The sequence below is a fragment of the Streptomyces cylindrosporus genome (genome assembly GCF_022698165.1).
Taxonomy (GTDB): Bacteria; Actinomycetota; Actinomycetes; order Streptomycetales; family Streptomycetaceae; genus Streptomyces; species Streptomyces cylindrosporus.
This window is the reverse complement of sequence record NZ_JALDAY010000005.1, coordinates 591203-617212: the sequence shown is the minus strand read 5'-3', so window position 1 is coordinate 617212 and position 26010 is coordinate 591203. Positions and strand designations below refer to the sequence as shown.

Here is a 26010-nt window from a genome sequence, read left to right as displayed (position 1 = left end):
GCCCCTACTCCCAGCGGAACCAGCGACTCGCGGCCCCGGTCAGCAGCAGGATCCACACCACCAGCACACCCAGGTGCCCCCAGCCCGGCCAGTGCCCGGCCGCCGCCCGGTTGAGTGCCTCGGCCGCCGCGCCGAAGGGCGTGTACCCGACGATCCGGCCCATCAGGTGCGGCATGGACTGCACCGGCAGCCACACGCCCGCGCAGAACATCGACGGGAAGAACACGGCGGACCCGATCGCGCCCGCGATCTTCGTCGTACGGGACAGTGCCGACACCACCGATCCGAGAGCGAGGGCGACCAGGACGGCGAGGACGAGCGCGAGGCCGTATCCGAAGGGCTGCCTGGGCAGTCGTACGTCGAAGGCGAGCCGTCCGACGGCGAGCGCGAGCAGGGCTGACGCCAGGGCCGAGCCGCCGTACACCGCCATCTGCGCGGAGAGCAGGGCGCGCGGGCGGACCGGGGTGGTGGCCATGCGGCGCAGGATGCCGCGCTCGCGGTAGCCGGTGAGGGTCTGCGGCATGGACTGCAGACCGCCGACGATCATGCCGAGGAGCACGGCCACCGGGACGTAGACGTCGATGGTGCGCAGCCCGCCGAGGTCGGCCTGGTGCTCCCGGAAGCCCGGGATGGAGCCGAGGATCACCAGGAGCAGGGTCGGGAAGAGCAGGATCCAGAAGATGGCGCCGGGTTCGCGGCGGAAGAGGCGGATCTCGGTCCGCAGTACGGCGGTGCTCATGCCACTGCCTCCTTGGTGAGGTCAAGGAACGCGTCGTCGAGGGTGGCGTCCACGACGCGGAGTTGGTGGGCGGTGACGTGGTGGCGGGCGAGGAGGGTGATGACGGCGTTGACCGTCGCGTCGGTGCCGGAGAGCGTGACGCGGCCGTCCTTGTGCTCGACCGAGGCGAGGTCGGGCAGCGCGTTCAGGTCACGGTCGTCCAGCGGCGCGGACGGCGTGAAGCTGATGACGGTCGCGCCCGCCGAACGCCGGATCAGCCCGGCCGGGGTGTCCAGCGCGGCCACCCGCCCCTTGTCGATCACGGCGATCCGGTCGCACAGCCGCTGTGCCTCCTCCATGAAGTGGGTGACGAGCAGAACCGTCACACCACCCGCCCGCACGTCCTCGATGAGCTCCCAGGTGTCCCGGCGGGCCCGCGGGTCGAGGCCGGTGGTCAGCTCGTCCAGTACGACGACCCGGGGGTTGCCGATCAGCGCCAGCGCGATGAACAGGCGCTGCTTCTGGCCGCCGGAGAGCTTGCCGAACCGGGTGGTCAGCTTGGCCGTGAGGCCCAGGCGCTCGGCGAGCGGCGCCCAGTCCAGCGGACTCGGGTAGAAGGAGGCGTACATCTCCAGCGCCTCGCGGACGGTGAGCTTGGGCTGCAGTTCGCTCTCCTGGAGCTGGGCACCCAGCACGCGGGCCACGCGCGCGTGGTCGGCGACAGGGTCGAGGCCGGTGACGCGCACCCGGCCGCCGTCGGGGACCCTGAGCCCCTCGACGCACTCGACGGTGGTGGTCTTGCCGGCGCCGTTCGGGCCGAGGATCCCGAAGATCTCGCCCTCCTCCACGCCGAAGGAGACACCGTCGACGACGGCCCGGCCGCCGTAGGACTTGCGCAGATCGGTGACTTCGATGACAGGCATGGCATCAGACTCCCGAGAAGCGGCACACCGCCACATCGCCCGTCGCGCTCGAAGCGGCATCAGCCGATCGGTTGATGCGGGCGTACGACCCCTCGAACGCGCAGGTCGTAGGTCCGAGGACCGATCCGGGTCCGGCCAAAACTCGCTGGGCGATGTCAGTGCCGATCCGTAGGCTCACTGCTGATGCCCACGACACGTGCAACCACCAAGGACCGGTCGGCCGTACGAACCCTGCTGCGCCTGTGGCCTTACGTCCGGCCCGTCCGGACCCGGCTGTTCACCGCCGCGTTCGTCGCCGTGGTCGCCTCCTGCGTGGGCCTGGTCATCCCGCTCGTCCTGAAGTGGATGGTCGACGGCCCGGTCGCCGACCGCGACCCGGCGGGCGTGTGGCTGGGGGCGCTGTACCTCCTGCTGCTGGGCATCGCCGAGGCCCTGCTGTTCGGCCTGCGGCGCTGGCTGGTGGCCCGCCCCCTGTCGCATGTCGAGGCGGAGATGCGGGCGGACCTCTACCGCCACCTCCAGCGCCTGCCGGTGGCCTTCCACGACCGCTGGGCCTCCGGCCAGTTGCTCTCCCGCGGCACGACGGACCTGATGCTGCTACGCCAGTTCCTGGCCTTCCCCCTGACCTTCCTGCTGGTCAACGGCGTGACGATCCTGGTCGGCGTGACCATCATGCTGCTCCAGGACTGGACCCTGGGCCTGGTGATCCTGATCCCCGCCGTCCCCGTGATGATCACCTGCGTGATCTTCGAGAAGCGCTACGCCCATGTGGCGCGCCTGGCCCAGGACCAGGTGGGCGACCTGACGACGGTCGTGGAGGAGAGCGTCCTCGGCATCCGCATCATCAAGGGCTTCGGCCGCCACCGCAGCCAGGCACGGGCATTCCGGAACCTGTCGCAGACCCTGCGGGGCACGGAACTCCGCAAGGCCGGCCTGCTCGCGACGATCTGGAGCGTCATCGTGACGCTCCCGGAGGTGGCGATCGGAGCGGCACTGGTCCTGGGCACGGTGCAGGTCGCCGACGGCGACTTGTCGGCGGGAACGCTGGTGGCGTTCCTGTCGACGGCACTGGCCCTGAGATGGCCGGTGGACTCGATCGGCTTCCTGCTGGCGATGAGCCAGGAGGCGGCAACGGCAACGGAACGGTACTTCGAGGTGATGGACGAGCCGCCGGAGGCGGCAAGGGGCGCGGGGAACTGCGCGACCAGCCCCCACGCACCCGCACCCGACAACGAAGGCCTCCAGTTCCAAAACGTCCATTTCCGCTACCCCGACGCCCCCAAAGACTCCCCACCCGTCCTCAACGGCATAGACCTCCACATCCGCCCAGGCGAATCCATGGCCCTGGTAGGAGCCACAGGCAGCGGCAAGACAACCCTCACCGCCCTCGTCCCCCGCCTCCACGAGCTCACTTCCGGCCGCATCACACTCGACGGCGAGGACATCACCGCCATGCCCCGCGAGCAGCTGCGCTCAAAAGTGGCCGTCGCCTTCGAAGAGCCAACCCTCTTCTCGGCCTCCGTCGGCGAGAACGTCCTCATGGGCGCCGACGACACCGCAGGCGCCGCCGACCTCGACCGTGCCCTCTCCGTCGCGCAGGCCGAATTCGCCCACGCCCTCCCCAGCGGCACCGACACCCAGGTGGGCGAGCAGGGCCTCAGCCTCTCCGGCGGCCAGCGTCAACGGCTGGCGCTGGCACGGGCGGTCGTCGGCCGCCCTCACTTCCTCGTACTGGACGACCCGCTGTCCGCACTGGACGTACACACCGAGGCCGCGGTGGAAGCCGCCCTGCGCGACGTACTCGCCGACACCACCGCGCTGATCGTCGCGCACCGCCCCTCCACGGTCCTCCTGGCGGACCGCGTCGCCCTCCTCTCCGGCGGCCGTATCACCGCCGTCGGCACCCACCACGAACTGCTGCGCACGAACGCCGAGTACGCCCACCTCATGTCCGGCACCGGGGAAGCGGAGGACGACCGATGACGGCTCCCACCACGTCCGCCCCCACGGCGGACGACGACCCGGACCTCCCCCGCCCGAAGGACTCGGCGGACCCGACGGACCCCTTCGACAAGGACGTCCTGCCCACTCCCCCGGGCGCCACCGCAAGCCTCCTGCGCTCCCTCCTCACCCCCCTCAAGGCCCGCGTCGCCCTCACCACGCTCCTCCTGCTGCTCCAGCAGGCCGCGGTCCAGGCGGGCCCGCTCCTCGTGGCGTACGCGATCGACAACGCCGTACCGGCGTTCCGGAACCACGACCACGGCCCGCTGATCGCGGTGGCCGTGGGCTATCTGCTGTGCGCGCTGGTCTCCGGCGGCCTCCAGTACGCGTTCGTGCTGGCCTCCGTCCGCGTCAGCCAGGACGTGCTGCTCGACCTGCGCGGCCGTATCTTCCGCCACGCGCAGGCACTCAGCATCGACTTCCACGAGCGGTACACGAGCGGCCGTCTCATCTCCCGCTCCACCACGGACGTCGAGTCCCTGCGCGAGCTCCTGAACGAAGGCCTTCAGGAACTCGTCACCGTCGTCCTGTCCTTCGTCTACATCTCGGCGATGCTGCTCTGGCTGGACCCGGGCCTCGGGGCGGTCGCCGTGGCCTCCTTCGTACCGCTGTATCTGCTGGTACGGCTCTACCAGCGGCGCGCGGTTCGGGTGTACCGGGTCCGCTCCACCGCGATCGCGGCCGTGATCGTGAAGTTCGTCGAGACGATGAACGGCATCCGCCCGGTGCGCGCCTTCCGCCGCGAGGCCGTCAACGACACCGAGTTCCGCGAACTCAACCGACGGCACGAACGGGTCAACGGCGACGCGCTGCTGGAGATGGCCCGCTATGTCGTCGGCTCCCGGCTGGTCGCCAACACGGCCGTCGCGCTGATCGTGCTGTGGGGCGCCTACCGGGTGGCGAGCGACTCCCTCGAACTGGGCGTGCTCGCCGCCGCGGTCCTCTACCTGCGCCGCCTGTACGACCCCATCGACCGGCTCGGCATGTTCCTGAACGCGTACCAGTCGGCGGCGGCCTCCCTGGAGAAGATCGCCGGGCTGCTCGCGCAGACGCCGTCCGTGCCGGAGCCGTCGACTCCCGTGGAACTCCCGGCACTCGAGGGCGACCACCCCGGCCGAGAGGTCGTCTTCGACGGCGTCCGCTTCGGCTACCGCACCGGCGGCGAGGTCCTGCCCCGCTTCGACCTCACCCTCCCGGCCGGGCAGACGGTCGCCGTGGTCGGCACGACCGGCGCCGGCAAGTCGACCCTGGCCAAGCTGCTGGCCCGCTTCTACGACCCGACGGACGGCCGGGTCCTGCTGGACGGCGTGGACCTGCGCGAGCTGGCCGTGCCCGAACTGCGGCGCGGGGTGGTGATGGTGACGCAGGAGGCGTTCCTGTTCTCCGGCACGGTCGCCGAGAACATCGCCATCGGCCGCCCGGACGCCACGCGCGAGGAGATCGAGCGGGCGGCGAAGGCGATCGGCGCGCACGAGTTCATCAGCGCGCTGCCGGACGGGTACGACATGGACGTACGAAAGCGCGGCGGCCGTATCTCCGCGGGCCAGCGCCAACTGGTGGCCTTCGCACGGGCGTTGCTGGCCGACCCGGCGGTCCTCATCCTCGACGAGGCGACCAGCTCGCTCGACGTGCCGGGCGAACGGGCCGTGCAGCGCGCGATGTCGACGGTCCTGCGGGGCCGTACCGCCGTGGTCATCGCCCACCGCCTGTCCACGGTGGAGATCGCCGACCGGGTGCTGGTCATGGAGCACGGGCGGATCGTGGAGGACGGCAGCCCGGCCGAACTCGTCGCGGGTACGGGCCGGTTCGCGGATCTGCACCGGGCGTGGCGGGACAGCCTGGCGTAACGACACAACGGGACGGGGGCACATGATCGACGCGTACGAGGACCCGGGCACACCGGACCGCCGCGGCGGCTGGCACTACCTGTGGTGGCTGGTCCGCCGCCAGCTCGCCCGGTGCGTCGCCGGGGCGCTGCTGGCCAGCGTGTGGATGGTACTCATCGCCGCGGGGCCGTATCTGATGTCCCGGGCGATCGACGACGGCCTGGTGCCCGGTCACCTGGCCACGCTCGCCTGGTGGACCGTGCTGCTGTTCGCGGTCGGGGCGGTCAACGCGTGGCTGAGCATCATGCGCCACCGCACGATGACCCGGGTCCGCCTTGACGCCAACCTCCGCACGGTCAAGGTGGTGGTCGGCCACGCGGTACGCCTGGGCGCGGCCCTGTCCCGCCGGACCGGCGCGGGCGAGGTGGTGACGATCGGTGTGGGCGACGTCCAGACGATTTCCCAGTCCCTGACGGTGGTCGGGCCCGGCGCGGGTGCGGTGGTCGTCTACGCCTTCGTCGCGGGCCTCCTCCTCGACATCTCGACGCAACTCGCGGCGGTGGTCCTCCTCGGCATACCGGTGATCGTCCTGTGCGCGGGCCCGCTGACCGTCCGCCTCCAGGGCGCCGAGTCCGAGTACCGGCAACGCCAGGGCATCCTGACGGCCCGCATCGGCGACCTGGCGGGCGGCCTGCGCGTCCTCAACGGCCTCGGCGGCAAGGGCCTGTTCGCGGACGCCTTCCGCCGCGACTCCGGGCGCCTCCGCCGCCAGGGCTACCGCGTGGGCGCGGTGGCCAGCTGGATGCAGGCCCTGGGCGTGGGCCTGCCCACCCTGTTCCTGGCGGTGGTGACATGGCTGGCGGCCCGCCTGGCCGCCCAAGGAACCATCAGCATCGGCGAGTTGGTGGCGGTGTACGGCTACGCGTCGGTCCTGGTGGGCCCGGTGGCGTTCTTCATCCAGATGACGTACGACCTCAACAGGGGCGTGGTGGCGGCCCGCAGGGTCGTACGCCTGCTGCACGTCGAGCCAGAGCCCGACGAGGGCACGACCCCGGCCCCCGCGGAACCGTCCACCCTCCACGACCCGACGTCGGACGTACGGGTGCTGCCGGGCCGCCTGACCGCCCTGGTGAGCGCCAGGCCTGGGGACGCAGCGGAGGTCGTCGACCGCCTCGGCCGCTACACGCCGTCGACGGCGACCTGGGGCGGAACCCGACTGGACGCGATCCCGCTCGCAGAACTACGAGCCCGCATCCTGGTGGCGGACAACGAGGCAGCGTTGTTCGCAGGCCCCCTGCACGAAGTAATAGGCGCCAGCGATTTCAGGAGCGCGGGGAACTGCGCGACCAGCCACAACCAACCCGCAGACGCCCCACAACAACAAGAGGCAACCCCTCTCGCGCAATCAATCCACGCAGCCGCAGCCGAAGACATCGTCCAAGCACTCCCCAACGGCATCCACTCACCGATAGACGCCCAGGCCCGCAACCTCTCCGGCGGCCAACGCCAACGCATCCGCCTGGCCCGAGCCCTCCTCACCGACCCGGAAGTCCTCCTAGCCGTGGAACCGACCTCGGCACTGGACGCACACACCGAAGCAACCGTGGCGGAACGGCTGCGACACGCACGTACCGGCCGCACCACCGTCGTAACAACGACCTCCCCCCTGCTCCTCGACCACGCGGACACCGTCCACTACCTGGTCGACGGCAAGGTCGAAGCCACTGGCACCCACCGCGAGCTGCTGTCCCGAGTCCCCGGCTACCAGGCCCTCGTGGCGCGCGACAACGATGCCGAGGAGGCCGTGCGATGACAACGGGACAGCTCCCCGTCGCCGAACCCGCAGCCGTCCGCAAGGCCTCCCTCCGCCTGATGCGAGCCGACGGCAGGGCCTTCACCGCCGCGCTCCTCCTCAACGCCCTCGCCGCCGCGGCCGGCCTCGGCGGCCCGTGGCTGCTCGGCAGGATCGTCGACGAGGTGCGGGCCGGCCACGGAGTGGACGCCGTCGACCGCCTCGCGCTCGGCATCCTCGTCTGCTCCGTCGCCCAGCTCCTCCTCGCCCGCTGGGCCCGCTACGTCGGCCACCGCTTCGGCGAACGCACCCTCGCCCGGGTCCGCGAGGAGTTCGTGGACCGCGCACTCGCCCTCCCCGCGTCCGTCGTCGAGCGCGCCGGCGCCGGCGACCTGACGGCCCGCGGCACCGCCGACGTCAGCACCGTCGGCTACACCCTCCGCGACGTCGGCCCCGAACTCCTCGTCAGCGGCGTGCAGGCACTGTTCGTGATGGGCGCCGTCTTCGTCATCGACCCCGTGCTCGGCCTCTTCGGCGTGCTCGGGCTGACCCCGATCTGGTTCGCGCTGCGCTGGTATCTGCGCCGCGCCCGGGACGGCTACCTCGCCGAGGGCGCGGCCACCTCGGAGGTCGCCGAGATCCTCGCGGCGACGGCGTCCGGGGCCCGCACGGTGGAGGCGTTCCGGCTCCAGGAGCGGCGGATCGCGGCGAGCCGGGACGCGCTGGACAAGTCGAAGCGGACGCGCCTGTACACGCTGTTCCTGCGCTCGGTGTTCTTCCCGGCCGTCGAGGTGTCGTACACCGTCCCCGTGGCCGGCGTGCTCCTGCTCGGCGGTGTCCTGCACGCGCACGGCGCGGTCGGTGTGGGTGACGTCGTCGCGGCGGCGCTGTATCTGCGGCAGTTCACCGAGCCGCTGGACCAGATCCTGATGCGGGTCGAGCAACTCCAGAGCAGCAGCGCCTCGTTCGCGCGGGTGGAGGGCCTGGCCGCCGCTCCGAGGAACACGCCCGACGGCGACTCCCCGGCCCCCGCCGACGACCGCATCGACGTCACCGGTGTGCGGTACGCGTACGACCGCGGCGGCGAGGTGCTGCGCGGGGTCGACCTGACCGTGCGGCCCGGGGAACGGCTCGCGGTCGTGGGCCCGTCCGGCGCCGGGAAGACCACGCTCAGCCGGCTCCTCGCGGGCGTCGACGCGCCGACCGAGGGCACGGTGACCGTCGGCGGTGTGCCCGTCGTCGGCCTCGGGCCGGAACAGCTGCGCCGCCAGGTCGTGCTGGTCACGCAGGAGCACCACGTGTTCCTCGGCACGGTCCGGGAGAACCTCCTGATCGCCGAACCGGCCGCCACGGACGAGGAGTTGTGGGCGGCGCTCACCGCGGTCGGCGCCGACGAGTGGGTACGGGAGCTGCCCGACGGCCTCGACACCGCGCTGGGCGAGGGGGGCCGCCGTACGGACGGCTCGCAGGCGCAGCAACTCGCCCTCGCCCGAGTGGTGCTGGCCGACCCGCACACCCTGATCCTCGACGAGGCGACGGCGCTGCTCGACCCGACCACGGCCCGGCACACCGAGCGCGCCCTGGCCGCCGTACTGGAGGGCCGTACCGTCATCGCGATCGCGCACCGCCTGCACACCGCGCACGACGCGGACCGGGTGGCGGTGATGGAGGACGGCCTGCTCACCGAACTCGGCACGCACGACGAACTGGTGGCGGCGGACGGGGCGTACGCGGCGCTGTGGCACACCTGGCACGGCGAGTCCGCCTGACACGTGCGACCACCGGACCGCTCACGATCCGACAACAGGTCCGCATAACGAACATGAACACCCGGACAACGAACCATTTCCGGCCAACTTTCTGACGCGGTCCTGACAGAAACCGCAGACTGCTGCCACCCTTCCCACAGCTTCAACACAGCAACCCCACAGCTCCACCCCGGTTCTGCCCGGACGGTCGACCCACCGTCCGGATCTCCCCTGGCCGCGCGACCCGCGGCCACGCAGAAGGAGTCAGTGTTGAGAAGCAGTTCCTCTCGCAGACGCACCTCCCACATCGTCGCCGTCGCCGGCGTCACCGCGCTGCTCGCCGCGGCCGTCCAGGCGGGCGCCGCGTCCGCCGCCCCGGCCCAGGCCTCCGCCACGAACAAGGCCCACGCGGCCGTCAGGCTCACCCCGTCCCAGCGCGCCGAGCTGATACGCGACGCCGACGCGGCGAAGGCGGCCACCGCCAGGGACATCGGCCTCGGCGCCAAGGAGAAGCTCGTCGCCCGTGACGTCGTCAAGGACGCCGACGGGACGCTGCACACCCGCTACGAGCGCACCTACGCGGGCCTCCCGGTGCTCGGCGGCGACCTGGTCGTCGACACCGCCAAGTCGGGTGCCACCAAGGGCGTCATCAAGGCGACGAACGCCGCCCTCAAGGTCTCCGACGTCACCCCGGACATCTCGAGGGCGACCGCCGAGAAGCAGGCCGTGACCCGCGCGAAGGCCCTCGGCGGGACCAAGGCGTCCGCCGACAGCGCCCGCAAGGTGATCTGGGCCGCCACCGGCAAGCCGGTCCTCGCCTACGAGACGGTCATCGGCGGCTTCCAGGACGACGGCACCCCGAACGCGCTGCACGTCATCTCGGACGCGACCACCGGCAAGAAGCTCTACGAGTTCCAGGGCATCGAGAACGCCACAGGCACCGGCAACACGCAGTACAGCGGCACGGTCTCGCTGACGACGACCCAGTCGGGCTCGAACTACAACCTGACCGACGGGGACCGCGGCAACCACAAGACGTACAACCTGAACCACGGCACGTCCGGCACCGGCACGCTGTTCTCGCAGACCAGCAACACGTGGGGCAACGGCACCACGTCGAACGCGGCCACCGCGGGCGCGGACGCCCACTACGGCGCCGCGGTCACCTGGGACTTCTACAAGAACACCTTCGGCCGCTCAGGCATCAAGAACAACGGCGTCGGCGCCTACTCCCGCGTGCACTACGGCAACTCGTACGTGAACGCGTTCTGGGACGACAGCTGCTTCTGCATGACGTACGGCGACGGCTCCGGCAACGCGGACCCGCTGACCTCGCTGGACGTGGCGGGCCACGAGATGAGCCACGGCGTCACCAGCAACACCGCCGGCCTCAACTACAGCGGCGAGTCGGGCGGGTTGAACGAGGCGACCTCCGACATCTTCGGCACCGGTGTGGAGTTCTACGCCAACAACTCCTCCGACGTCGGCGACTACCTCATCGGCGAGAAGATCGACATCAACGGCGACGGCACCCCGCTGCGCTACATGGACAAGCCGAGCAAGGACGGCGCGTCCAAGGACAGCTGGTACTCCGGCATCGGGTCGATCGACGTGCACTACTCGTCCGGTCCCGCGAACCACTTCTTCTATCTGCTGAGCGAGGGCAGCGGCGCCAAGGTCATCAACGGCGTCAGCTACAACTCGCCCACCGCGGACGGGCTTCCGGTCACCGGCATCGGCCGGGACAAGGCCCTCGCGATCTGGTACCGGGCGCTGACCACGAAGTTCACGTCCACCACCAACTACGCGGGCGCCCGCACCGGCACCCTCGCGGCGGCCGGTGAGCTGTACGGCACCACGTCCGCCGAGTACAAGGCGGTGCAGGACGCGTGGGCGGGTGTCGCGGTCGGGGCGCGCTCCGGCGGGGGCGGCGGCACCGGGACGTCGTACGAGAGCACCACGCCCGTGTCGATCCCGGACAACGGGCCCGCGGTGACCTCGTCGATCACCGTCTCCGGCCGGACCGGAAACGCACCCTCCAACTTGCAGGTGACGCCGAACATCACCCACACCTGGCGCGGTGACCTGGTCATCGATCTGATCGGCCCGTCGGGCACCGCGTACCGCCTGAAGAACTTCAGCTCCTCCGACTCGGCGGACAACGTGACGGACACGTACACGGTGAACGCCTCGTCCGAATCGGCCAATGGCACCTGGAAGCTGCGGGTGCAGGACCAGGCCGCACAGGACGTCGGCACGATCAACAGCTGGAAGCTGACCTTCCCGTAGACCGCAGGGCCCGAGCGGCCCCTCGGCCCGGATTCAGGGCGCCGTCCCGGTGGTTCGACCCACCGGGGCGGCGCCCTCTTTTTGCCACCCTCTTACGCACCGATGATTGCCGCTTTACCCAGGTCAACTCGGTTTACATTCCTGCAATGTTCACCCGGGGGTCGTTTTTCAGCCAACATCACTTGAGGGTCCTGACATGTACGCGCCTTGATGTCACTCTTCCTCACAACCGCCGCACAACTTCACAGCAACCCCTTGCCCGGCAGCCCCACTCCGGGTCAGGACTCCCCCACCACAAGGAGCTTGTGTGACCCCCCTCTACGCGCGTCACAAGCGCTCGACTCTGGCCATCGCGACCGCTGTCGCCGCCGGAGCCCTGCTCACCACCGGTCTGACCACCGGTGTGGCCTCCGCCGCCCCGACCCAGGCGGACACGGCCAGTGCTCGGCCGGCCGCAGCGGCCGCCGCGCTGTCGAACGCCTCTCGCGTCTCGCTCATCCAGAAGGCCGAGGCCGGCGCCGCCGAGACCGCCCAGAACATAGGCCTCGGCACCAAGGAGAAGCTGGTCGTCAAGGACGTCGTCAAGGACGCCGACGGCACGGTGCACACCCGCTACGAGCGCACCTACGCGGGCCTGCCGGTCCTCGGCGGCGACCTGGTCGTCGCGACGAAGGACGGCAAGACCGCGAGCGTCACCAAGGCGACCAAGGCGACCATCAAGGTGGCCTCGCTCAAGCCGGCCATCACCACCGCCAAGGCGGAGAAGCAGGCCCTGACCGCCGCCAAGGCCGCGGGCTCGGACAAGACCTCCGCGGACAAGGCCCGCAAGGTCATCTGGGCCGGCTCGGGCACGCCCGTCCTCGCCATCGAGACCGTCGTCGGCGGCCTCCAGGACGACGGCACGCCGAACGCGCTGCACGTCATCACCGACGCCGCGACCGGCAAGAAGCTCTACGAGTACCAGGCCATCGAGAACGCCACCGGTACCGGCAAGACCCTGTACTCGGGCACGGTCAGCCTGACCACCACCCTGTCGGGTTCGACGTACCAGCTGTACGACACCACCCGCGGCGGTCACAAGACCTACAACCTGAAGCACACCACGTCCTCCGGCACCGGCACGCTGTTCACCGACGCCGACAACACGTGGGGCACCGGTGCCGCGTCCAGCTCCACCACGGACCAGACCGCCGCCGCCGACGCCGCCTACGGTGCGCAGGAGACCTGGGACTTCTACAAGTCCACCTTCGGCCGCTCCGGCATCAAGAACGACGGTGTCGGCGCCTACTCCCGCGTCCACTACGGCAGCAGCTACGTCAACGCCTTCTGGGACGACGACTGCTTCTGCATGACCTACGGCGACGGGTCGAGCAACACCCACCCGCTGACCTCGCTGGACGTGGCCGGCCACGAGATGAGCCACGGCGTCACCGCCAACACCGCGGGCCTCAACTACAGCGGTGAGTCCGGCGGCCTCAACGAGGCCACCTCGGACATCTTCGGCACCGGCGTGGAGTTCTACGCGGCCAACTCCTCCGACGTGGGCGACTACCTCATCGGCGAGAAGATCGACATCAACGGCGACGGCACCCCGCTGCGCTACATGGACAAGCCCAGCAAGGACGGCGGCTCGGCGGACTACTGGTCCTCCTCCGTCGGCAACCTGGACGTCCACTACTCGTCCGGCGTCGCGAACCACTTCTTCTACCTCCTCTCGGAGGGCAGCGGTTCGAAGACGATCAACGGCGTGAGCTACAACTCGCCGACGTACAACGGCTCCACGGTCACCGGCATCGGCCGGGACAAGGCGCTGCAGATCTGGTACAAGGCGCTGACCGAGTACTTCACCTCCACCACCAAGTACTCGGGCGCCCGCACCGGCACCCTGAGCGCCGCCGCGGCCCTCTACGGCTCCAGCAGCACCGAGTACGCGGCGGTCAAGGCGGCCTGGACGGCCGTGAACGTCAGCTAGCCCGAGGGGGGTTGGCGGGCGGCACCCGGGGCGAAGGCATTCCCGGGTGCCGCCCTACCCTTGTGTCCCATGCGCATGGAGGACTTCACGTACGACGACGTCGGCGGCACCCGCCGCGGCGGTTTCTGCCCGCCCGGCTTCCGCCCGCTGCATGTGCGTACGCGCATCGGCGAGGGCGAGAAGGTCTTCCGCAGGGCGTCGGAGGCGGTGCTCACCTGGGAGATGCACCGCGAGCTCGGCGTGGGCGTCGAAGCGAGCGCGCCACGCGCCGCCGAGGACGTCGACGTCACCGTCACCCTCGCCGGCATGATCAAGGCCCCGTGCCGGATCGTCTACACGGTCGAGGAACCCCGCCGCGCCGGCTGGGCGTACGGCACGCTGACCGGGCACCCGGAGTGCGGCGAGGAGTCCTTCGTCGTGGAACGCACCGGTGACGGCACGGTCTGGCTGACCGTGACCGCCTTCAGCCGCGCGGCCAAGTGGTACGCGAGGGCCGGCGGCCCGGCGACACGGGGGCTGCAGACCGCGTACGCGCGGCGCTGCGGCAAGGTCCTGCAGAGGCTGTGCGCCCCCGTGTCGGAGTTCTAGGGCTCACCCGGATCTCACCGGAACAACCCGGATCTCACCGGAACAGCACCCCCGCCCCCTCCGCGGCCTCCTCCGAGGGCACCGCCACCAGGCCCAACTCCGCGCCGGACGCGAGGAGTCGGTGCTCGGGGAGGATACGGACGGTGTAGCCGTAGGGGCCGGTGCGCTCCAGGGAGAGCGGGCCCTCGTAGACCCAGCGGCCCTCCGGGTCCGGGCCGCCCGCCGGTTTCAGCGGCACCGTCGTCGCGTCCGCGATGTGGTCCTCCGGGTCGACGCGGCCGGAGACGACCTGCACCTCGACGTCGTCGGGGCTCAGGTCGCCGAGGCCCACCCGCACCCGCAGCCCGAGCGTCGTGCCGAGTTCCGCGGTGGCGGTGGCGGCCGAGGTCTCCACGTGGTCGACGGTCACCCCGTGCCACGCGGCCCGCACCCGCCCCTTCCAGGCGGCGAGTTCGCGCGCGGAGTCGGGGTCCATCGCGCGGTGGGCGTGCGCGGCCGGGGTGTAGAGGCGTTCGACGTACTCGCGGACCATGCGTCCCGCCAGCACCTTCGGGCCGAGGTGGGTCAGCGTCTGGCGGACCATCGCGATCCAGCGGTCGGGCAGTCCGTGCTGTCCGCGCTCGTAGAAGCGGGGGGCCACCCGCTGTTCGAGGAGGTCGTAGAGGGCGTCGGCCTCTATGGCGTCCCGGCGGTCGGGGTCGGTGCCCGTGCCGTCGGCCGTGGGGATCGCCCAGCCGAAGTCGGGCTGGAACCACTCGTCCCACCAGCCGTCCAGGACCGAGAGGTTGAGGCAGCCGTTGAGCGCCGCCTTCATGCCGGAGGTGCCGCAGGCCTCCAGCGGGCGCAGCGGGTTGTTGAGCCAGATGTCGCAGCCGGGGTAGAGCTTCTGCGCCATCGCCATGCCGTAGTCGGGCAGGAAGACGATCCGGTGCCGCACCCGCGGGTCGTCCGCGAACCGCACCAGTTCCTGCACGAGCCGCTTGCCCCCGTCGTCCGCCGGATGCGCCTTGCCGGCGACGACGATCTGGATCGGCCGCTCGGGGTGCAGCAGCAGGTCCATCAGCCGGTCCCGGTCGCGCAGCATCAGCGTCAGGCGTTTGTACGAGGGGACGCGCCGCGCGAATCCGATGGTGAGGACGTCCGGGTCGAGGACCCCGTCGATCCAGCCCAACTCGGCGGTGCCCGCCCCGCGTTGCCGCCAGGAGGCGCGCAGCCGCTCGCGCACCTCGTCGACGAGCTGCTCGCGCAGGCTGCGGCGCAGCTCCCAGATGTCCTGGTCGGGGATGTCGCCGACCGCGTCCCAGCGGTCCGAGCCGCCGACGGTCATCGCGTCCTCGGTGCGCTGGGCGCCGATCTGCCGGGCGCCGAGCCGGAAGACCTCGGGGGCGACCCAGGTGGGGGCGTGCACGCCGTTGGTGACGGAGGTGATCGGCACCTCCTCCGGGTCGAACCCGGGCCACAGCCCGGAGAACATCTCCCGGCTGACCTGGCCGTGCAACAGCGAGACCCCGTTGGCGCGTTGGCCCAGGCGCAGGCCCATCACGGCCATGTTGAAGAGGTTGGGTTCACCGCCGGGGTAGGTCTCCATGCCGAGCCGCAGGACGCGTTCGACGTCGATGCGCGGGAGTTCGGCGTCGGGGCCGAAGTGGTGGGCCACCAGCTCGCGGTCGAAGCGGTCGATGCCGGCCGGGACGGGGGTGTGCGTGGTGAACACGGTCCCCGCGCGCACCGCCTCGAGCGCGGAGTCGAAGTCCAGCCCCTCGGCGCAGAGTTCGGCGATGCGCTCCAGGCCGAGGAAGCCTGCGTGGCCCTCGTTGGTGTGGAAGACCTCCGGCGCCGGGTGACCGGTGAGCCGGCAGTACGTCCGCACCGCGCGCACGCCCCCTATGCCGAGCAGCATCTCCTGCAGCAGCCGGTGCTCGCTGCCGCCGCCGTAGAGCCGGTCGGTCACGCCGCGTTCGCCGACGTCGTTCTCCTCGACGTCGGAGTCGAGCATCAGCAGCGGGACGCGGCCGACCTGGGCGAGCCAGATGCGGGCGTGCAGCTGTTTGCCGCCGGGCAGGGCGAGGGAGACCCGGGCGGGGGTGCCGTCGCTCTCCTTGAGCAGCGCCACCGGCAGCTCGTTGGGGTCGAGGACCGGGTAGTGCTCCTGCTGCCAGCCGTCCCGGGACAGGGACTGGCGGAAGTAGCCGTGCCGGTAGAGCAGGCCGACACCGATCAGCGGAACGCCCAGGTCGCTGGCGGACTTGAGATGGTCGCCGGCCAGGATGCCGAGGCCGCCGGAGTACTGCGGCAGGGCGGCCGTGATGCCGAACTCGGGTGAGAAGTAGGCGACGGCGGCGGGGAGTTCACCGGGCTGGGCCTGGTACCAGCGGTCGCCGGTGACGTAGTCGCGCAGATCGTCCGCGACCGCCGTGAGCCGGCGCAGGAAGCGGCGGTCCTCGGCGAGCTCCGCCAGTCGCGTCGGCGACACGCTGCCCAGGAGCCGTACGGGATCTCCGTCCGAGGCGGCCCAGCGCTCGGGGTCGACGGACTGGAACAGGTCTCGGGTCTCCGCGTGCCAGGACCAGCGCAGATTGCGGGCCAGGTCGCTGAGCGGCAGGAGGGGTTCGGGCAGGACAGGTCGGACGGTGAATCGACGGATAGCCTTCACTTGCCACCTCGTCAGGCGTGCGGAAGAGGACGCACCGCGGTGTGCGTCCTGTCGTCATCCCCGACGGTATCGGGGAGAGGGGTCTCCTAACCACGGGACGTCGAACACCACCCCGCAGCCGGACACAGTCCGGAAATCGCCGCAACCTTCACTCGTCCCCCATGGCCGACATGGCCGATTCCGCCCCCGTAGGCCCCCTTGTGGCGCTTCACACCGCACGAGACGCTGCCCAACGGAGTCAAAGGGAGGGGAACTCGACCATGACGCGGACGCGAACACGGCGTCTGCGCTGGGCAGCGGGACTGACCGCGGTGGCCTGCGCCGCCACGCTGTCGGCCACCACCCTGCCCGCGCACGCCGTACCGGAGGGGCGGATACTCGGCGCCGGTGAGCCCGGCTCCGTCGGCGGAAGCTACCTGGTGACACTCAAGGGGGGTGCGAAGGCTCCGTCGGCCGCCGGTAAGGGCATAGCCGAGAAATACGGGGCGAAAATAAGCCATACCTACGGCACGGTCCTCAACGGCTACTCGATCAGGGCCGACGAGAGACAGGCGAAGCGGCTCGCCGCGGACTCACAGGTCGCCTCGGTCGTCCAGGACACCCGCGTGAGCCTCGACCACACCCAGCAGAACCCGCCGTCCTGGGGTCTGGACCGGATCGACCAGCAGGGCCTGCCGCTGGACCGCAGCTACACCTGGCCGGAGTCCGCGGGCGCCGGGGTGACCGCGTACGTCATCGACACCGGCATCCGGATCAGCCACAAGGACTTCGGCGGCCGCGCGAGCTACGGCTGGGACTTCGTCGGAAACGACAAGACCGCCTCCGACGGCAACGGCCACGGCACGCACGTCGCCGGCACCATCGCCGGCACGAAGTACGGCGTGGCCAAGAAGGCGAAGGTCGTCGCCGTCCGGGTCCTCGACAACAACGGTTCCGGTACGACGGCCCAGGTCATCGCGGGCATCGACTGGGTGACCAGGCACGCGCACAAGCCCGCGGTCGCCAACCTCAGCCTGGGCGGCTACCACAACGCCCAGCTCGACGCCGCCGTACGCAACTCGATCGCGTCCGGCGTCACGTACGCCGTCGCCGCCGGGAACGACGGCCTGCCCGCCGCGCTCTACTCCCCGGCGGACGTCCGGGAAGCGATCACGGTCGGCGCGACCGACAAGGCGGACACCCGGGCGAGCTTCTCCAACTTCGGCTCGGCCGTCGACCTGTTCGCCCCCGGAGTCTCGATCACCTCGGCCTCCTACGCGAGCGACACCGGAAAAGCCACCTTCTCCGGTACGTCCATGGCGACACCGCACGTCACGGGCACGGCCGCGCTCTACCTGGCCGACCGTCCGACGGCCACGCCGGCGCAGGTCGCCAAGGCGCTGGTCAAGCTGGCGGTGTCCGGGAAGGTCTCCGGCCGCGGCCTCGGCTCGCCGGACGAACTTCTCCAGGTGCCGCCCTCTTAGTGGCAGAGTCCCGGGCTCGTCATCCGAGAGTCTGGATTCCGGCCCCGTTCGTTCACGAGCGGGGCCGGTCTTGTGTGTAGACATACGCGTGAGTAGTTAACAAAGTTCCGGAATGCTCACCCGAAAAGGGTGGGAAGGCTCCTCCGGTACGTTGCACGATAGACCCCACGCAGGACCCCCTCCCCATAACCATCCGCCCACCCACGTTGACGCGGACAGGAGCGGTCATGCCCGCCACGCACCACTCGTCGGCACCCCCGACACCCCGTACCGAACCGCCCTCGACGCCCCAGGCCACCGCCGGCATCGGGCGCATACCCGTCCTCGACGTCCAACCGGTCGTCCAGCACGGCCGCAGGCCCGCCAAGGCCGTCACCGGCGAGTCCTTCGAGATCTCGGCCACCGTCTTCCGCGAGGGCCACGACGCGGTCGCCGCCAATGTGGTCCTGACCGCCCCTGACGGCACTCCGGGCCCCTGGACGCCGATGCGCGAGCTCGCCCCCGGCACCGACCGCTGGGGCGCCACCGTCACCGCCGGCGACCCCGGCCACTGGACGTACACCGTCGAGGCCTGGGGCGACCCGATCACCACCTGGCGCCACCATGCCCAGATCAAGATCCCTGCGGGGATGGACACGGAGCTGGTGCTGGAGGAAGGGGCGCGGCTGTACGAGCGGGCGGCCGAGGGGGTGCCGCCAGTGCTATGTGACATAGTACTGAGCGCCGTCGACGCGCTGCGCGACGAGGCCCGCCCCGCCGCCTCCCGCCTGGCGGCGGCGTTGACGCCGGAGGTGGACGCGGTTTTGGCCGCGCACCCGCTGCGGGAGTTCGTCACCGCCTCCGACACCCTGCCCCTCCTGGTCGAGCGGGAACGCGCCCTGTACGGGGCCTGGTACGAGTTCTTCCCCCGCTCCGAGGGCACCCCCCAGCAGCCGCACGGCACCTTCCGCACCGCCGCCCGCCGCCTGCCGGCGATCGCCGCGATGGGCTTCGACGTCGTCTACCTCCCCCCGATCCACCCCATCGGCACCACCTTCCGCAAGGGCCGCAACAACACCCTCTCCGCCGGCCCCGACGACGTCGGCGTGCCCTGGGCCATCGGCTCCCCCGAGGGCGGCCACGACACCGTCCACCCCCAGCTGGGCACCCTCGACGACTTCGCCTGGTTCGTGCAGCAAGCCGCCCGGCACGGCCTGGAGATCGCCCTCGACTTCGCCCTGCAGTGCTCCCCCGACCACCCCTGGGTGCACAAACACCCCGAGTGGTTCCACCACCGCCCCGACGGCACCATCGCGTATGCCGAGAACCCGCCCAAGAAGTACCAGGACATCTACCCCATCGCCTTCGACGCCGACCTCGACGGCCTGATCACCGAGACCCTGCGGGTCCTCAGGCTGTGGATGGACCTGGGGGTGCGGATCTTCAGGGTGGACAACCCGCACACCAAGCCGGTCGTCTTCTGGCAGCACGTGATCGCGGAGATCAACCGCACCGACCCGGACGTGATCTTCCTGGCCGAGGCGTTCACCCGGCCGGCGATGATGCGCACCCTCGCCCAGATCGGCTTCCAGCAGTCGTACACCTACTTCACCTGGCGCACCAGCAAGCAGGAACTGACCGACTACCTCACCGAGCTGTCGCGGGAGACGGCCGCCTACATGCGGCCCAACTTCTTCGTCAACACCCCCGACATCCTGCACGAGTTCCTCCAGCGCGGCGGCCGGCCCGCCTTCGAGCTGCGCGCCGTGCTCGCCGCCACCCTCTCCCCCACCTGGGGCCTCTACAGCGGCTACGAACTGTGCGAGAACCTCCCGCTGCGCGACGGCAGCGAGGAGTACCTGGACTCGGAGAAATACCAACTCCGCCCACGCGACTGGGAATCCGCCGAACGCGAAGGCCGCACCATCACGCCCCTGATCACCAAGCTCAACGCGATCCGGCGTGCGAGCCCCGCCCTCCGTCAGCTGCGCGACCTCCACTTCCACCACGCGGACCAGGACGCGGTGATCGCGTATTCGAAACGGAGCGGCTCGAACACGGTTCTGGTGGTCGTCAACCTCGACCCTCACCACACCCAGGAGGCCACGGTCTCGTTGGACATGCCGCAACTCGGCCTGGACTGGCACGAGTCGGTGCCGGTGCGCGACGAGCTCACCGGCGAGACCTATCACTGGGGCAGGGCGAATTACGTGCGCCTGGAACCGGGCACCCGTCCCGCGCACGTGTTCACCGTCCTGCGACCGTCCACCCCGCAGATCGGAGGGTCACCCACAATATGATCGTCAACGAACCCGTTCCGGACACCTTCGAGGACACCCCCGCCAAGGACCGTGACCCGGAATGGTTCAAGCGCGCGGTCTTCTACGAGGTCCTCGTCCGCTCCTTCCAGGACAGCAACGGCGACGGAGTCGGCGACCTCAAGGGCCTGACCGCGAAACTCGACTATCTGCAGTGGCTCGGCGTCGACTGCCTCTGGCTGCCGCCGTTCTTCAAGTCACCGCTGCGGGACGGCGGTTACGACGTCTCCGACTACACCGCCGTCCTGCCCGAATTCGGTGACCTCGCAGACTTCGTCGAGTTCGTGGACGCAGCGCACCAGCGCGGCATGCGCGTGATCATCGACTTCGTGATGAACCACACCAGCGACCAGCACCCGTGGTTCCAGGAGTCCAGAAAGGACCCCGACGGGCCGTACGGCGACTACTACATGTGGGCCGACGACGACAAGCAGTACGCCGACGCCCGCATCATCTTCGTCGACACCGAGGCCTCCAACTGGACCTTCGACCCGGTCCGCAAGCAGTACTTCTTCCACCGGTTCTTCTCCCACCAGCCGGACCTCAACTACGAGAACCCTGCCGTGCAGGAGGAGATGATCTCCGCGCTGCGGTTCTGGCTGGACCTGGGTATCGACGGCTTCCGTCTCGACGCCGTGCCTTATCTGTATGCCGAGGAGGGCACGAACTGCGAGAACCTCCCCGCCACCCACGAGTTCCTCAAGCGGGTGCGTAAGGAGATCGACGCGCACTACCCGGACACGGTGATCCTGGCCGAGGCCAACCAGTGGCCCGAGGACGTCGTCGACTACTTCGGCGACTTCCAGAGCGGCGGCGACGAATGCCACATGGCCTTCCATTTCCCGGTCATGCCGCGGATCTTCATGGCCGTGCGCCGCGAGTCCCGCTACCCCGTCTCGGAGATCCTGGCGAAGACCCCGGCGATCCCGTCGAAGTGCCAGTGGGGCATCTTCCTGCGCAACCACGACGAGCTCACGCTCGAAATGGTCACCGACGAGGAACGCGACTACATGTACGCGGAGTACGCCAAGGACCCGCGGATGCGCGCCAACATCGGGATCAGGCGGCGGCTGGCGCCCCTGCTGGACAACGACCGCAACCAGATCGAGCTGTTCACGGCTCTCCTGCTGTCGCTGCCCGGTTCGCCGATCCTGTACTACGGCGACGAGATCGGCATGGGCGACAACATCTGGCTCGGCGACCGGGACGCCGTACGCACGCCGATGCAGTGGACACCTGATCGCAACGCAGGTTTTTCGTCCTGTGACCCCGGGCGGCTGTATCTGCCGACCATCATGGACCCGGTCTACGGCTACCAGGTCACCAACGTCGAGGCGTCGATGGCGTCGCCCTCCTCGCTGCTGCACTGGACCCGCCGCATGATCGAGATCCGTAAGCAGAACGCCGCTTTCGGACTCGGCTCCTACACGGAGCTCCAGTCGTCCAACCCGGCGGTGATCGCGTTCCTGCGCGAGTACGAGGACGATCTCGTGCTGTGCGTGCACAACTTCTCGCGGTTCGCGCAGCCCACCGAGCTGGACCTCAGGACCTTCAACGGCCGGCACCCCGTCGAGCTCTTCGGCGGAGTGCGCTTTCCGGCCATCGGTGAGCTGCCGTACTTGCTGACCCTCGCGGGGCACGGCTTCTACTGGTTCCGGCTCCGCAAGGACCCCGTGTAGAGCCTCCGAGAACCCGGGATGGGGCGGTTTCCCCTGTCCCACCCGGGGCACGCATACGTAACACCCCGCCCCCGGGGAAAGGACGCGACGCCATGTCGGAAGCCGTCACCCGTACCGCCACGACAAGCCCCGGCCTCCTTGCGTCACTGGACCCCCTGCTGCGCGAGTGGCTGCCGAGGCAGCGCTGGTTCGCGGGCAAGGGACGGCCGGTCACCGGGTTCTCGCTGGTCGCGGCCACCGAGCTGCTGCCGGCCACGGCCAAGCTGGGCCTGTACCACCTCCTCGTCCGCGCGCACCAGCCGTCCTCGATCGGCGCCGAGCCGCACCCCGGCGACTGCTACCAGCTCCTCATAGGCGTGCGCGAGGCGCTGCCGCCCCGGCTGGCGCCCGCGCTGATCGGACACGTGGAGGAGGGCCCGCTCGCCGGCCGCACGGTGTACGACGCCCTGTACGACACCCGGCCCGCCGAGGTGCTCCTGGAGGCGATGCGCACCCGGGCCCGCATCGGCGCGCTGCGCTTCGACCGGGAGGCGGGGCAGGAGATCCGCGCCGGGCTGGTCCCCCGGGCGGTCACCGCCGAGCAGTCGAACTCGTCGGTGATCTACGGAGATACGTTCATCCTGAAGCTGTTGCGCCGGGTGGTGCCCGGCGTCAACCCCGATCTTGAGCTGCCGCTGGCGCTGGCCCGCGAGCACTGCCCCCGGGTGCCGGCGCCGACGGCGTGGCTGCGGGCCGAGCTGGCCGGGGAGCCGTACGTCCTCGGTGTTCTCCAGCCCTTCCTCCAGGGCGCCGCCGACGGCTGGGAGCTGGCGCTGCGCGAGCTGGCCAAGGGCGAGGACTTCGGCGCCGAGGCGCGGGCGCTGGGGCGGGCCACGGCCGAGGTGCACCTGGCGCTGGCCCGCGCGCTGCCGACCGTCACGCTCGGCCACACCCAGTTGCAGCGGCTCGCCGACGGCATGATCGAGCGCCTGGAGGCGGCCGCGCAGGCGGTGCCCGCGCTGCATCCGTACGTGCCCGCGCTGCACTCGGCGTTCAGCGCGCTGGCCGACCTGGCCGCGGAGGGACAGACCTGGACCGCGCAGCGCGTCCACGGTGACCTGCATCTCGGGCAGTGTCTGCGCGCGCCGGACGGCGAGTGGTTCCTGATCGACTTCGAGGGCGAGCCCGCCAGGCCGCTGGCCGAGCGGCGGATGCCGCAGCCCGCGGTGCGGGACATCGCCGGGATGCTGCGGTCCTTCGACTACGCGGCCCACTCGGCCGGACCTCCCGCAGAGGGGTGGGCGGACACCTGCCGGGCGGCCTACTGTTCCGGGTACGCGGAGGTCAGCGGCCGCGACCCGCGCACCGACCCGGTACTCCTGCGCGCCTACGAAACGGACAAGGCGATCTACGAGGTCGTCTACGAGGCCCGGCACCGCCCGGACTGGCTCTCGGTCCCGATGACGGCGATCGAGCGTTACGCCACCACCGACCTGTACTGAACCCCTTCCCGACCCTCGCCGAGGAGGCGCCGCCCGTGACCCCCCGCCCCACATCCAGCGGTTCGGATCCCAAGAAGACGGCCGAGGAGAAGGCCGCCAAAGCCGCGAAGAGTGTGAAGAAGGCGGTGAAGAAGGTCACGGAGAAGACGGCCGCTCCCGAGAAGACGGCGGCCAAGAAGACGACGGCGAAGAAGACGGCCGCGAAGAAGACCGCGAAGGCCGCCGAGGCGCCGGTGGCGAAGAAGGCCACCGCGAAGAAGACCGCGGCGCGGAAGACGACCGTGAAGGCGACGGCGGCGAAGACGACAGCCACGAAGGCCACCGCCGCCAAGAAGGTCACCGCCGCCGCCGAAAAGGCCGCCGCCCCGACTCCTGCTCAACCGCCGGAGGCCGCGTCGCCCGCCGTCGACGCCGGTGACCGGGAGCGGCTGCTCTCCGGTACGCATCACGACCCGCACACCGTGCTCGGGGCCCACCCCGTGCCCGGCGGTGTCGCCGTCCGGGCGTTCCGGCCGTACGCCCTGTCTGTCACCGTCGTCGCCGGGGAGCTGCGGGCGGAGCTGCACGACGACGGGGACGGGTTCTTCTCCGGGCTGCTGCCGCTGACCGAGGTCCCGGCCTACCGGCTCCTCGTGACGTACGAGGGCTCGGTCCAGGAGGCCGAGGACGCGTACGGCTTCCTGCCGACGCTCGGCGATCTCGACCTGCATCTGATCGGCGAGGGCCGGCACGAGCACCTGTGGCAGGTGCTGGGCGCGCACCCGATGACGCACCAGGGCGTGGCCGGCACCCGCTTCTCCGTGTGGGCGCCGAACGCGCGCGGTGTGCACGTGGCCGGCACCTTCAACTTCTGGGACGGCACCGGCTATCCGATGCGCTCGCTGGGCTCCTCCGGGGTGTGGGAGCTGTTCGTGCCCGGCATCGGCGAGGGCGAGCTGTACAAGTTCGAGATCACCCGCCCGGACGGTTCGAAGACCCTGCGTGCCGACCCGCTGGCCCGCCGCACCCAGGCCCCGCCCGAGACCTCGTCGATCGTCACCGCCGCGCACCACGAGTGGCGGGACGAGGAGTGGCTGGCCCGCCGCGGCGAACTGCCCGCGCACGAGGCGCCGTTCTCCGTCTACGAGGTCCATCTCCCGTCCTGGCGGCCTGGGCTGACGTACCGTCAACTGGCTGAACAGCTTCCCGCGTACGTCAAGGACCTGGGCTTCACCCATGTCGAGCTGATGCCGATCGCCGAGCACCCCTTCGGCGGCTCCTGGGGCTACCAGGTCACCGGCTTCTACGCGCCGACGGCCCGGCTGGGCACCCCGGACGACTTCCGGTACCTGGTGGACGCCCTCCACCAGGCCGGCATCGGCGTCCTGATGGACTGGGTGCCGGCGCACTTCCCGCGCGACGACTGGGCGCTGGCGGAGTTCGACGGCCGCCCGCTGTACGAGCACGAGGACCCGCTGCGCTCCGCACACCCGGACTGGGGGACTCTCGAATTCGACTACGGCCGCCGCGAGGTGCGCAACTTCCTTGTCGCCAACGCCATTTACTGGTGCGAGGAGTTCCACATCGACGGGCTGCGGGTCGACGCCGTCGCGTCGATGCTCTATCTCGACTACTCGCGTGAGCCCGGTCAGTGGGTCCCGAACGTGCACGGCGGCCGGGAGAACTTGGACGCGGTGGACTTCCTCCAGGAGATGAACGCGACCGTGTACCGGAGGGTGCCGGGCGTGGTGACCGTCGCCGAGGAGTCGACGGCCTGGGACGGTGTCACCCGCGCGACCCACCACCGGGGCCCGGGCGGCTTCGGCGGGCTCGGCTTCGGCCTGAAGTGGAACATGGGCTGGATGCACGACTCGCTGGACTACATGAGCCACGAGCCGGTGCACCGCAAGTACCACCACAACGAGATGACCTTCTCGATGGTGTACGCCTACAGCGAGAACTACGTCCTGCCCATCTCGCACGACGAAGTCGTCCACGGCAAGCGGTCGTTGGTGTCGAAGATGCCCGGCGACTGGTGGCAGCAGCGCGCCAACCTGCGGGCCTACCTGGCCTTCATGTGGGCCCATCCCGGCAAGCAACTCCTCTTCATGGGCCAGGAGTTCGCGCAGGGCGCCGAGTGGTCGGAGGCGCACGGCCCCGACTGGTGGCTGCTGGACCCGGCGTACGGCGCGGAGGCCGACCACCGGGGCGTGCGTGACCTGGTCCGCGATCTCAACACGGTCTACCGTCACACTCCGTCCCTGTGGCAACAGGACACGGTTCCCGCGGGCTTCGAGTGGATCGTGGGCGACGCCGCGGAGGACAACGTCTTCGCCTTCCTCCGCTTCGCCACCGACGGCACCCCCCTGTTGGCGGTCTCCAACCTCTCCCCGGTGGTCCGCCACGACTACCGCCTGGGCGCCCCGGACGACGTCCCGGCCTGGCACGAGAGCCTGAACACGGACACGGGCAAGTACGGCGGCAGCGACGTGACGAACCCGGACGTCATCAAGCCGGAGCCGCTGGCCTGGCACGGCCGCCCGGCCAGCATCCGGCTGACCCTGCCGCCGCTCGCGACGGTGTGGCTGCGGCCCGCCTGAG

At 70.5% G+C, this 26010-nt stretch carries 15 protein-coding genes; 12 read left to right on the top strand and 3 right to left on the bottom strand.

All coding sequences use genetic code 11. From position 1 onward, the window contains the following. Positions 1 to 4 precede the first annotated feature (4 nt). Together MQP27_RS19120 and MQP27_RS19115 are read right to left on the bottom strand one after the other, a co-directional pair. Complete coding sequence (locus MQP27_RS19120) at positions 5 to 739, bottom strand: ABC transporter permease (protein ID WP_242766401.1); 735 nt, start codon at positions 737 to 739, stop codon at positions 5 to 7. Then, positions 736 to 1641, bottom strand: coding sequence for an ABC transporter ATP-binding protein (locus MQP27_RS19115; protein ID WP_242766400.1), 906 nt, complete (start codon positions 1639 to 1641; stop codon positions 736 to 738). Before MQP27_RS19115 ends, MQP27_RS19120 begins: the two co-directional genes overlap by 4 nt. Before the next feature lie 183 nt (positions 1642 to 1824). Here MQP27_RS19115 and MQP27_RS19110 point away from each other — a divergent pair, with 183 nt between their 5' ends. The 7 genes from MQP27_RS19110 (at position 1825) to MQP27_RS19080 (ending at position 13857) form a co-directional block, all read left to right on the top strand. Next, positions 1825 to 3624, top strand: coding sequence for an ABC transporter ATP-binding protein (locus tag MQP27_RS19110; protein WP_242766399.1), 1800 nt, complete (start codon positions 1825 to 1827; stop codon positions 3622 to 3624). Beyond that, the gene (locus MQP27_RS19105; RefSeq protein WP_242766398.1) at positions 3621 to 5489 is read left to right on the top strand and encodes an ABC transporter ATP-binding protein; all 1869 of its coding nucleotides are present in this window, start codon (positions 3621 to 3623) and stop codon (positions 5487 to 5489) included. Before MQP27_RS19110 ends, MQP27_RS19105 begins: the two co-directional genes overlap by 4 nt. Before the next feature lie 22 nt (positions 5490 to 5511). Then, positions 5512 to 7281 (top strand): ABC transporter transmembrane domain-containing protein, encoded by a 1770-nt coding sequence (locus tag MQP27_RS19100; protein ID WP_242766397.1) that lies wholly within the window; start codon positions 5512 to 5514, stop codon positions 7279 to 7281. Continuing rightward, a complete protein-coding gene (locus MQP27_RS19095; RefSeq protein WP_242766396.1) occupies positions 7278 to 9029 on the top strand; it encodes an ABC transporter ATP-binding protein in 1752 nt (583 codons plus the stop codon). Before MQP27_RS19100 ends, MQP27_RS19095 begins: the two co-directional genes overlap by 4 nt. A 249-nt stretch (positions 9030 to 9278) precedes the next feature. Then, positions 9279 to 11297, top strand: a complete 2019-nt coding sequence (locus MQP27_RS19090; RefSeq protein WP_242766395.1) for a M4 family metallopeptidase — start codon at positions 9279 to 9281, stop codon at positions 11295 to 11297. Between the two features lie 307 nt (positions 11298 to 11604). Further along, complete coding sequence (locus MQP27_RS19085) at positions 11605 to 13269, top strand: M4 family metallopeptidase (RefSeq protein WP_242766394.1); 1665 nt, start codon at positions 11605 to 11607, stop codon at positions 13267 to 13269. Positions 13270 to 13338: 69 nt separating this feature from the next. Further along, entirely contained in the window at positions 13339 to 13857 is a 519-nt protein-coding gene (locus MQP27_RS19080) for a DUF1990 domain-containing protein (RefSeq protein WP_242766393.1), read from the top strand. 34 nt (positions 13858 to 13891) lie between these two features. Here MQP27_RS19080 and MQP27_RS19075 read toward each other — a convergent pair whose 3' ends face one another. Then, a complete protein-coding gene (locus tag MQP27_RS19075) occupies positions 13892 to 16510 on the bottom strand; it encodes a glycosyltransferase family 1 protein (RefSeq protein WP_242766392.1) in 2619 nt (872 codons plus the stop codon). A gap of 260 nt (positions 16511 to 16770) precedes the next feature. Between MQP27_RS19075 and MQP27_RS19070 the strand changes: the two genes are divergently transcribed. From MQP27_RS19070 to glgB, 5 genes are all read left to right on the top strand, one after another. Next, positions 16771 to 17973, top strand: coding sequence for a S8 family peptidase (locus MQP27_RS19070; RefSeq protein ID WP_242766391.1), 1203 nt, complete (start codon positions 16771 to 16773; stop codon positions 17971 to 17973). 227 nt (positions 17974 to 18200) lie between these two features. Continuing rightward, on the top strand, positions 18201 to 20252 hold the full coding sequence (locus MQP27_RS19065) for an alpha-1,4-glucan--maltose-1-phosphate maltosyltransferase (protein ID WP_242766390.1): 2052 nt from the start codon (positions 18201 to 18203) through the stop codon (positions 20250 to 20252). Then, a complete protein-coding gene (gene treS / locus MQP27_RS19060) occupies positions 20249 to 21949 on the top strand; it encodes a maltose alpha-D-glucosyltransferase (protein ID WP_242766389.1) in 1701 nt (566 codons plus the stop codon). The genes MQP27_RS19065 and treS overlap by 4 nt, the downstream gene beginning before the upstream one ends. A gap of 92 nt (positions 21950 to 22041) precedes the next feature. Then, positions 22042 to 23430, top strand: a complete 1389-nt coding sequence (locus tag MQP27_RS19055; protein ID WP_242766388.1) for a maltokinase N-terminal cap-like domain-containing protein — start codon at positions 22042 to 22044, stop codon at positions 23428 to 23430. 35 nt (positions 23431 to 23465) lie between these two features. Next, positions 23466 to 26009: a 1,4-alpha-glucan branching enzyme gene (gene glgB / locus MQP27_RS19050; RefSeq protein WP_242766387.1), complete on the top strand. Its 2544-nt coding sequence runs from the start codon at positions 23466 to 23468 to the stop codon at positions 26007 to 26009. Position 26010: the final 1 nt, after the last annotated feature.

Bases quoted from the DNA above. Each gene is read 5' to 3' on its own strand.
- MQP27_RS19120 (WP_242766401.1), bottom strand. From the start codon at position 739: ATGAGCACCGCCGTACTGCGGACCGAGATCCGCCTCTTCCGCCGCGAA.
- MQP27_RS19115 (WP_242766400.1), bottom strand. From the start codon at position 1,641: ATGCCTGTCATCGAAGTCACCGATCTGCGCAAGTCCTACGGCGGCCGG.
- MQP27_RS19110 (WP_242766399.1), top strand. From the start codon at position 1,825: ATGCCCACGACACGTGCAACCACCAAGGACCGGTCGGCCGTACGAACC.
- MQP27_RS19105 (WP_242766398.1), top strand. From the start codon at position 3,621: ATGACGGCTCCCACCACGTCCGCCCCCACGGCGGACGACGACCCGGAC.
- MQP27_RS19100 (WP_242766397.1), top strand. From the start codon at position 5,512: ATGATCGACGCGTACGAGGACCCGGGCACACCGGACCGCCGCGGCGGC.
- MQP27_RS19095 (WP_242766396.1), top strand. From the start codon at position 7,278: ATGACAACGGGACAGCTCCCCGTCGCCGAACCCGCAGCCGTCCGCAAG.
- MQP27_RS19080 (WP_242766393.1), top strand. From the start codon at position 13,339: ATGCGCATGGAGGACTTCACGTACGACGACGTCGGCGGCACCCGCCGC.
- MQP27_RS19070 (WP_242766391.1), top strand. From the start codon at position 16,771: ATGACGCGGACGCGAACACGGCGTCTGCGCTGGGCAGCGGGACTGACC.
- MQP27_RS19065 (WP_242766390.1), top strand. From the start codon at position 18,201: ATGCCCGCCACGCACCACTCGTCGGCACCCCCGACACCCCGTACCGAA.
- treS (WP_242766389.1), top strand. From the start codon at position 20,249: ATGATCGTCAACGAACCCGTTCCGGACACCTTCGAGGACACCCCCGCC.
- MQP27_RS19055 (WP_242766388.1), top strand. From the start codon at position 22,042: ATGTCGGAAGCCGTCACCCGTACCGCCACGACAAGCCCCGGCCTCCTT.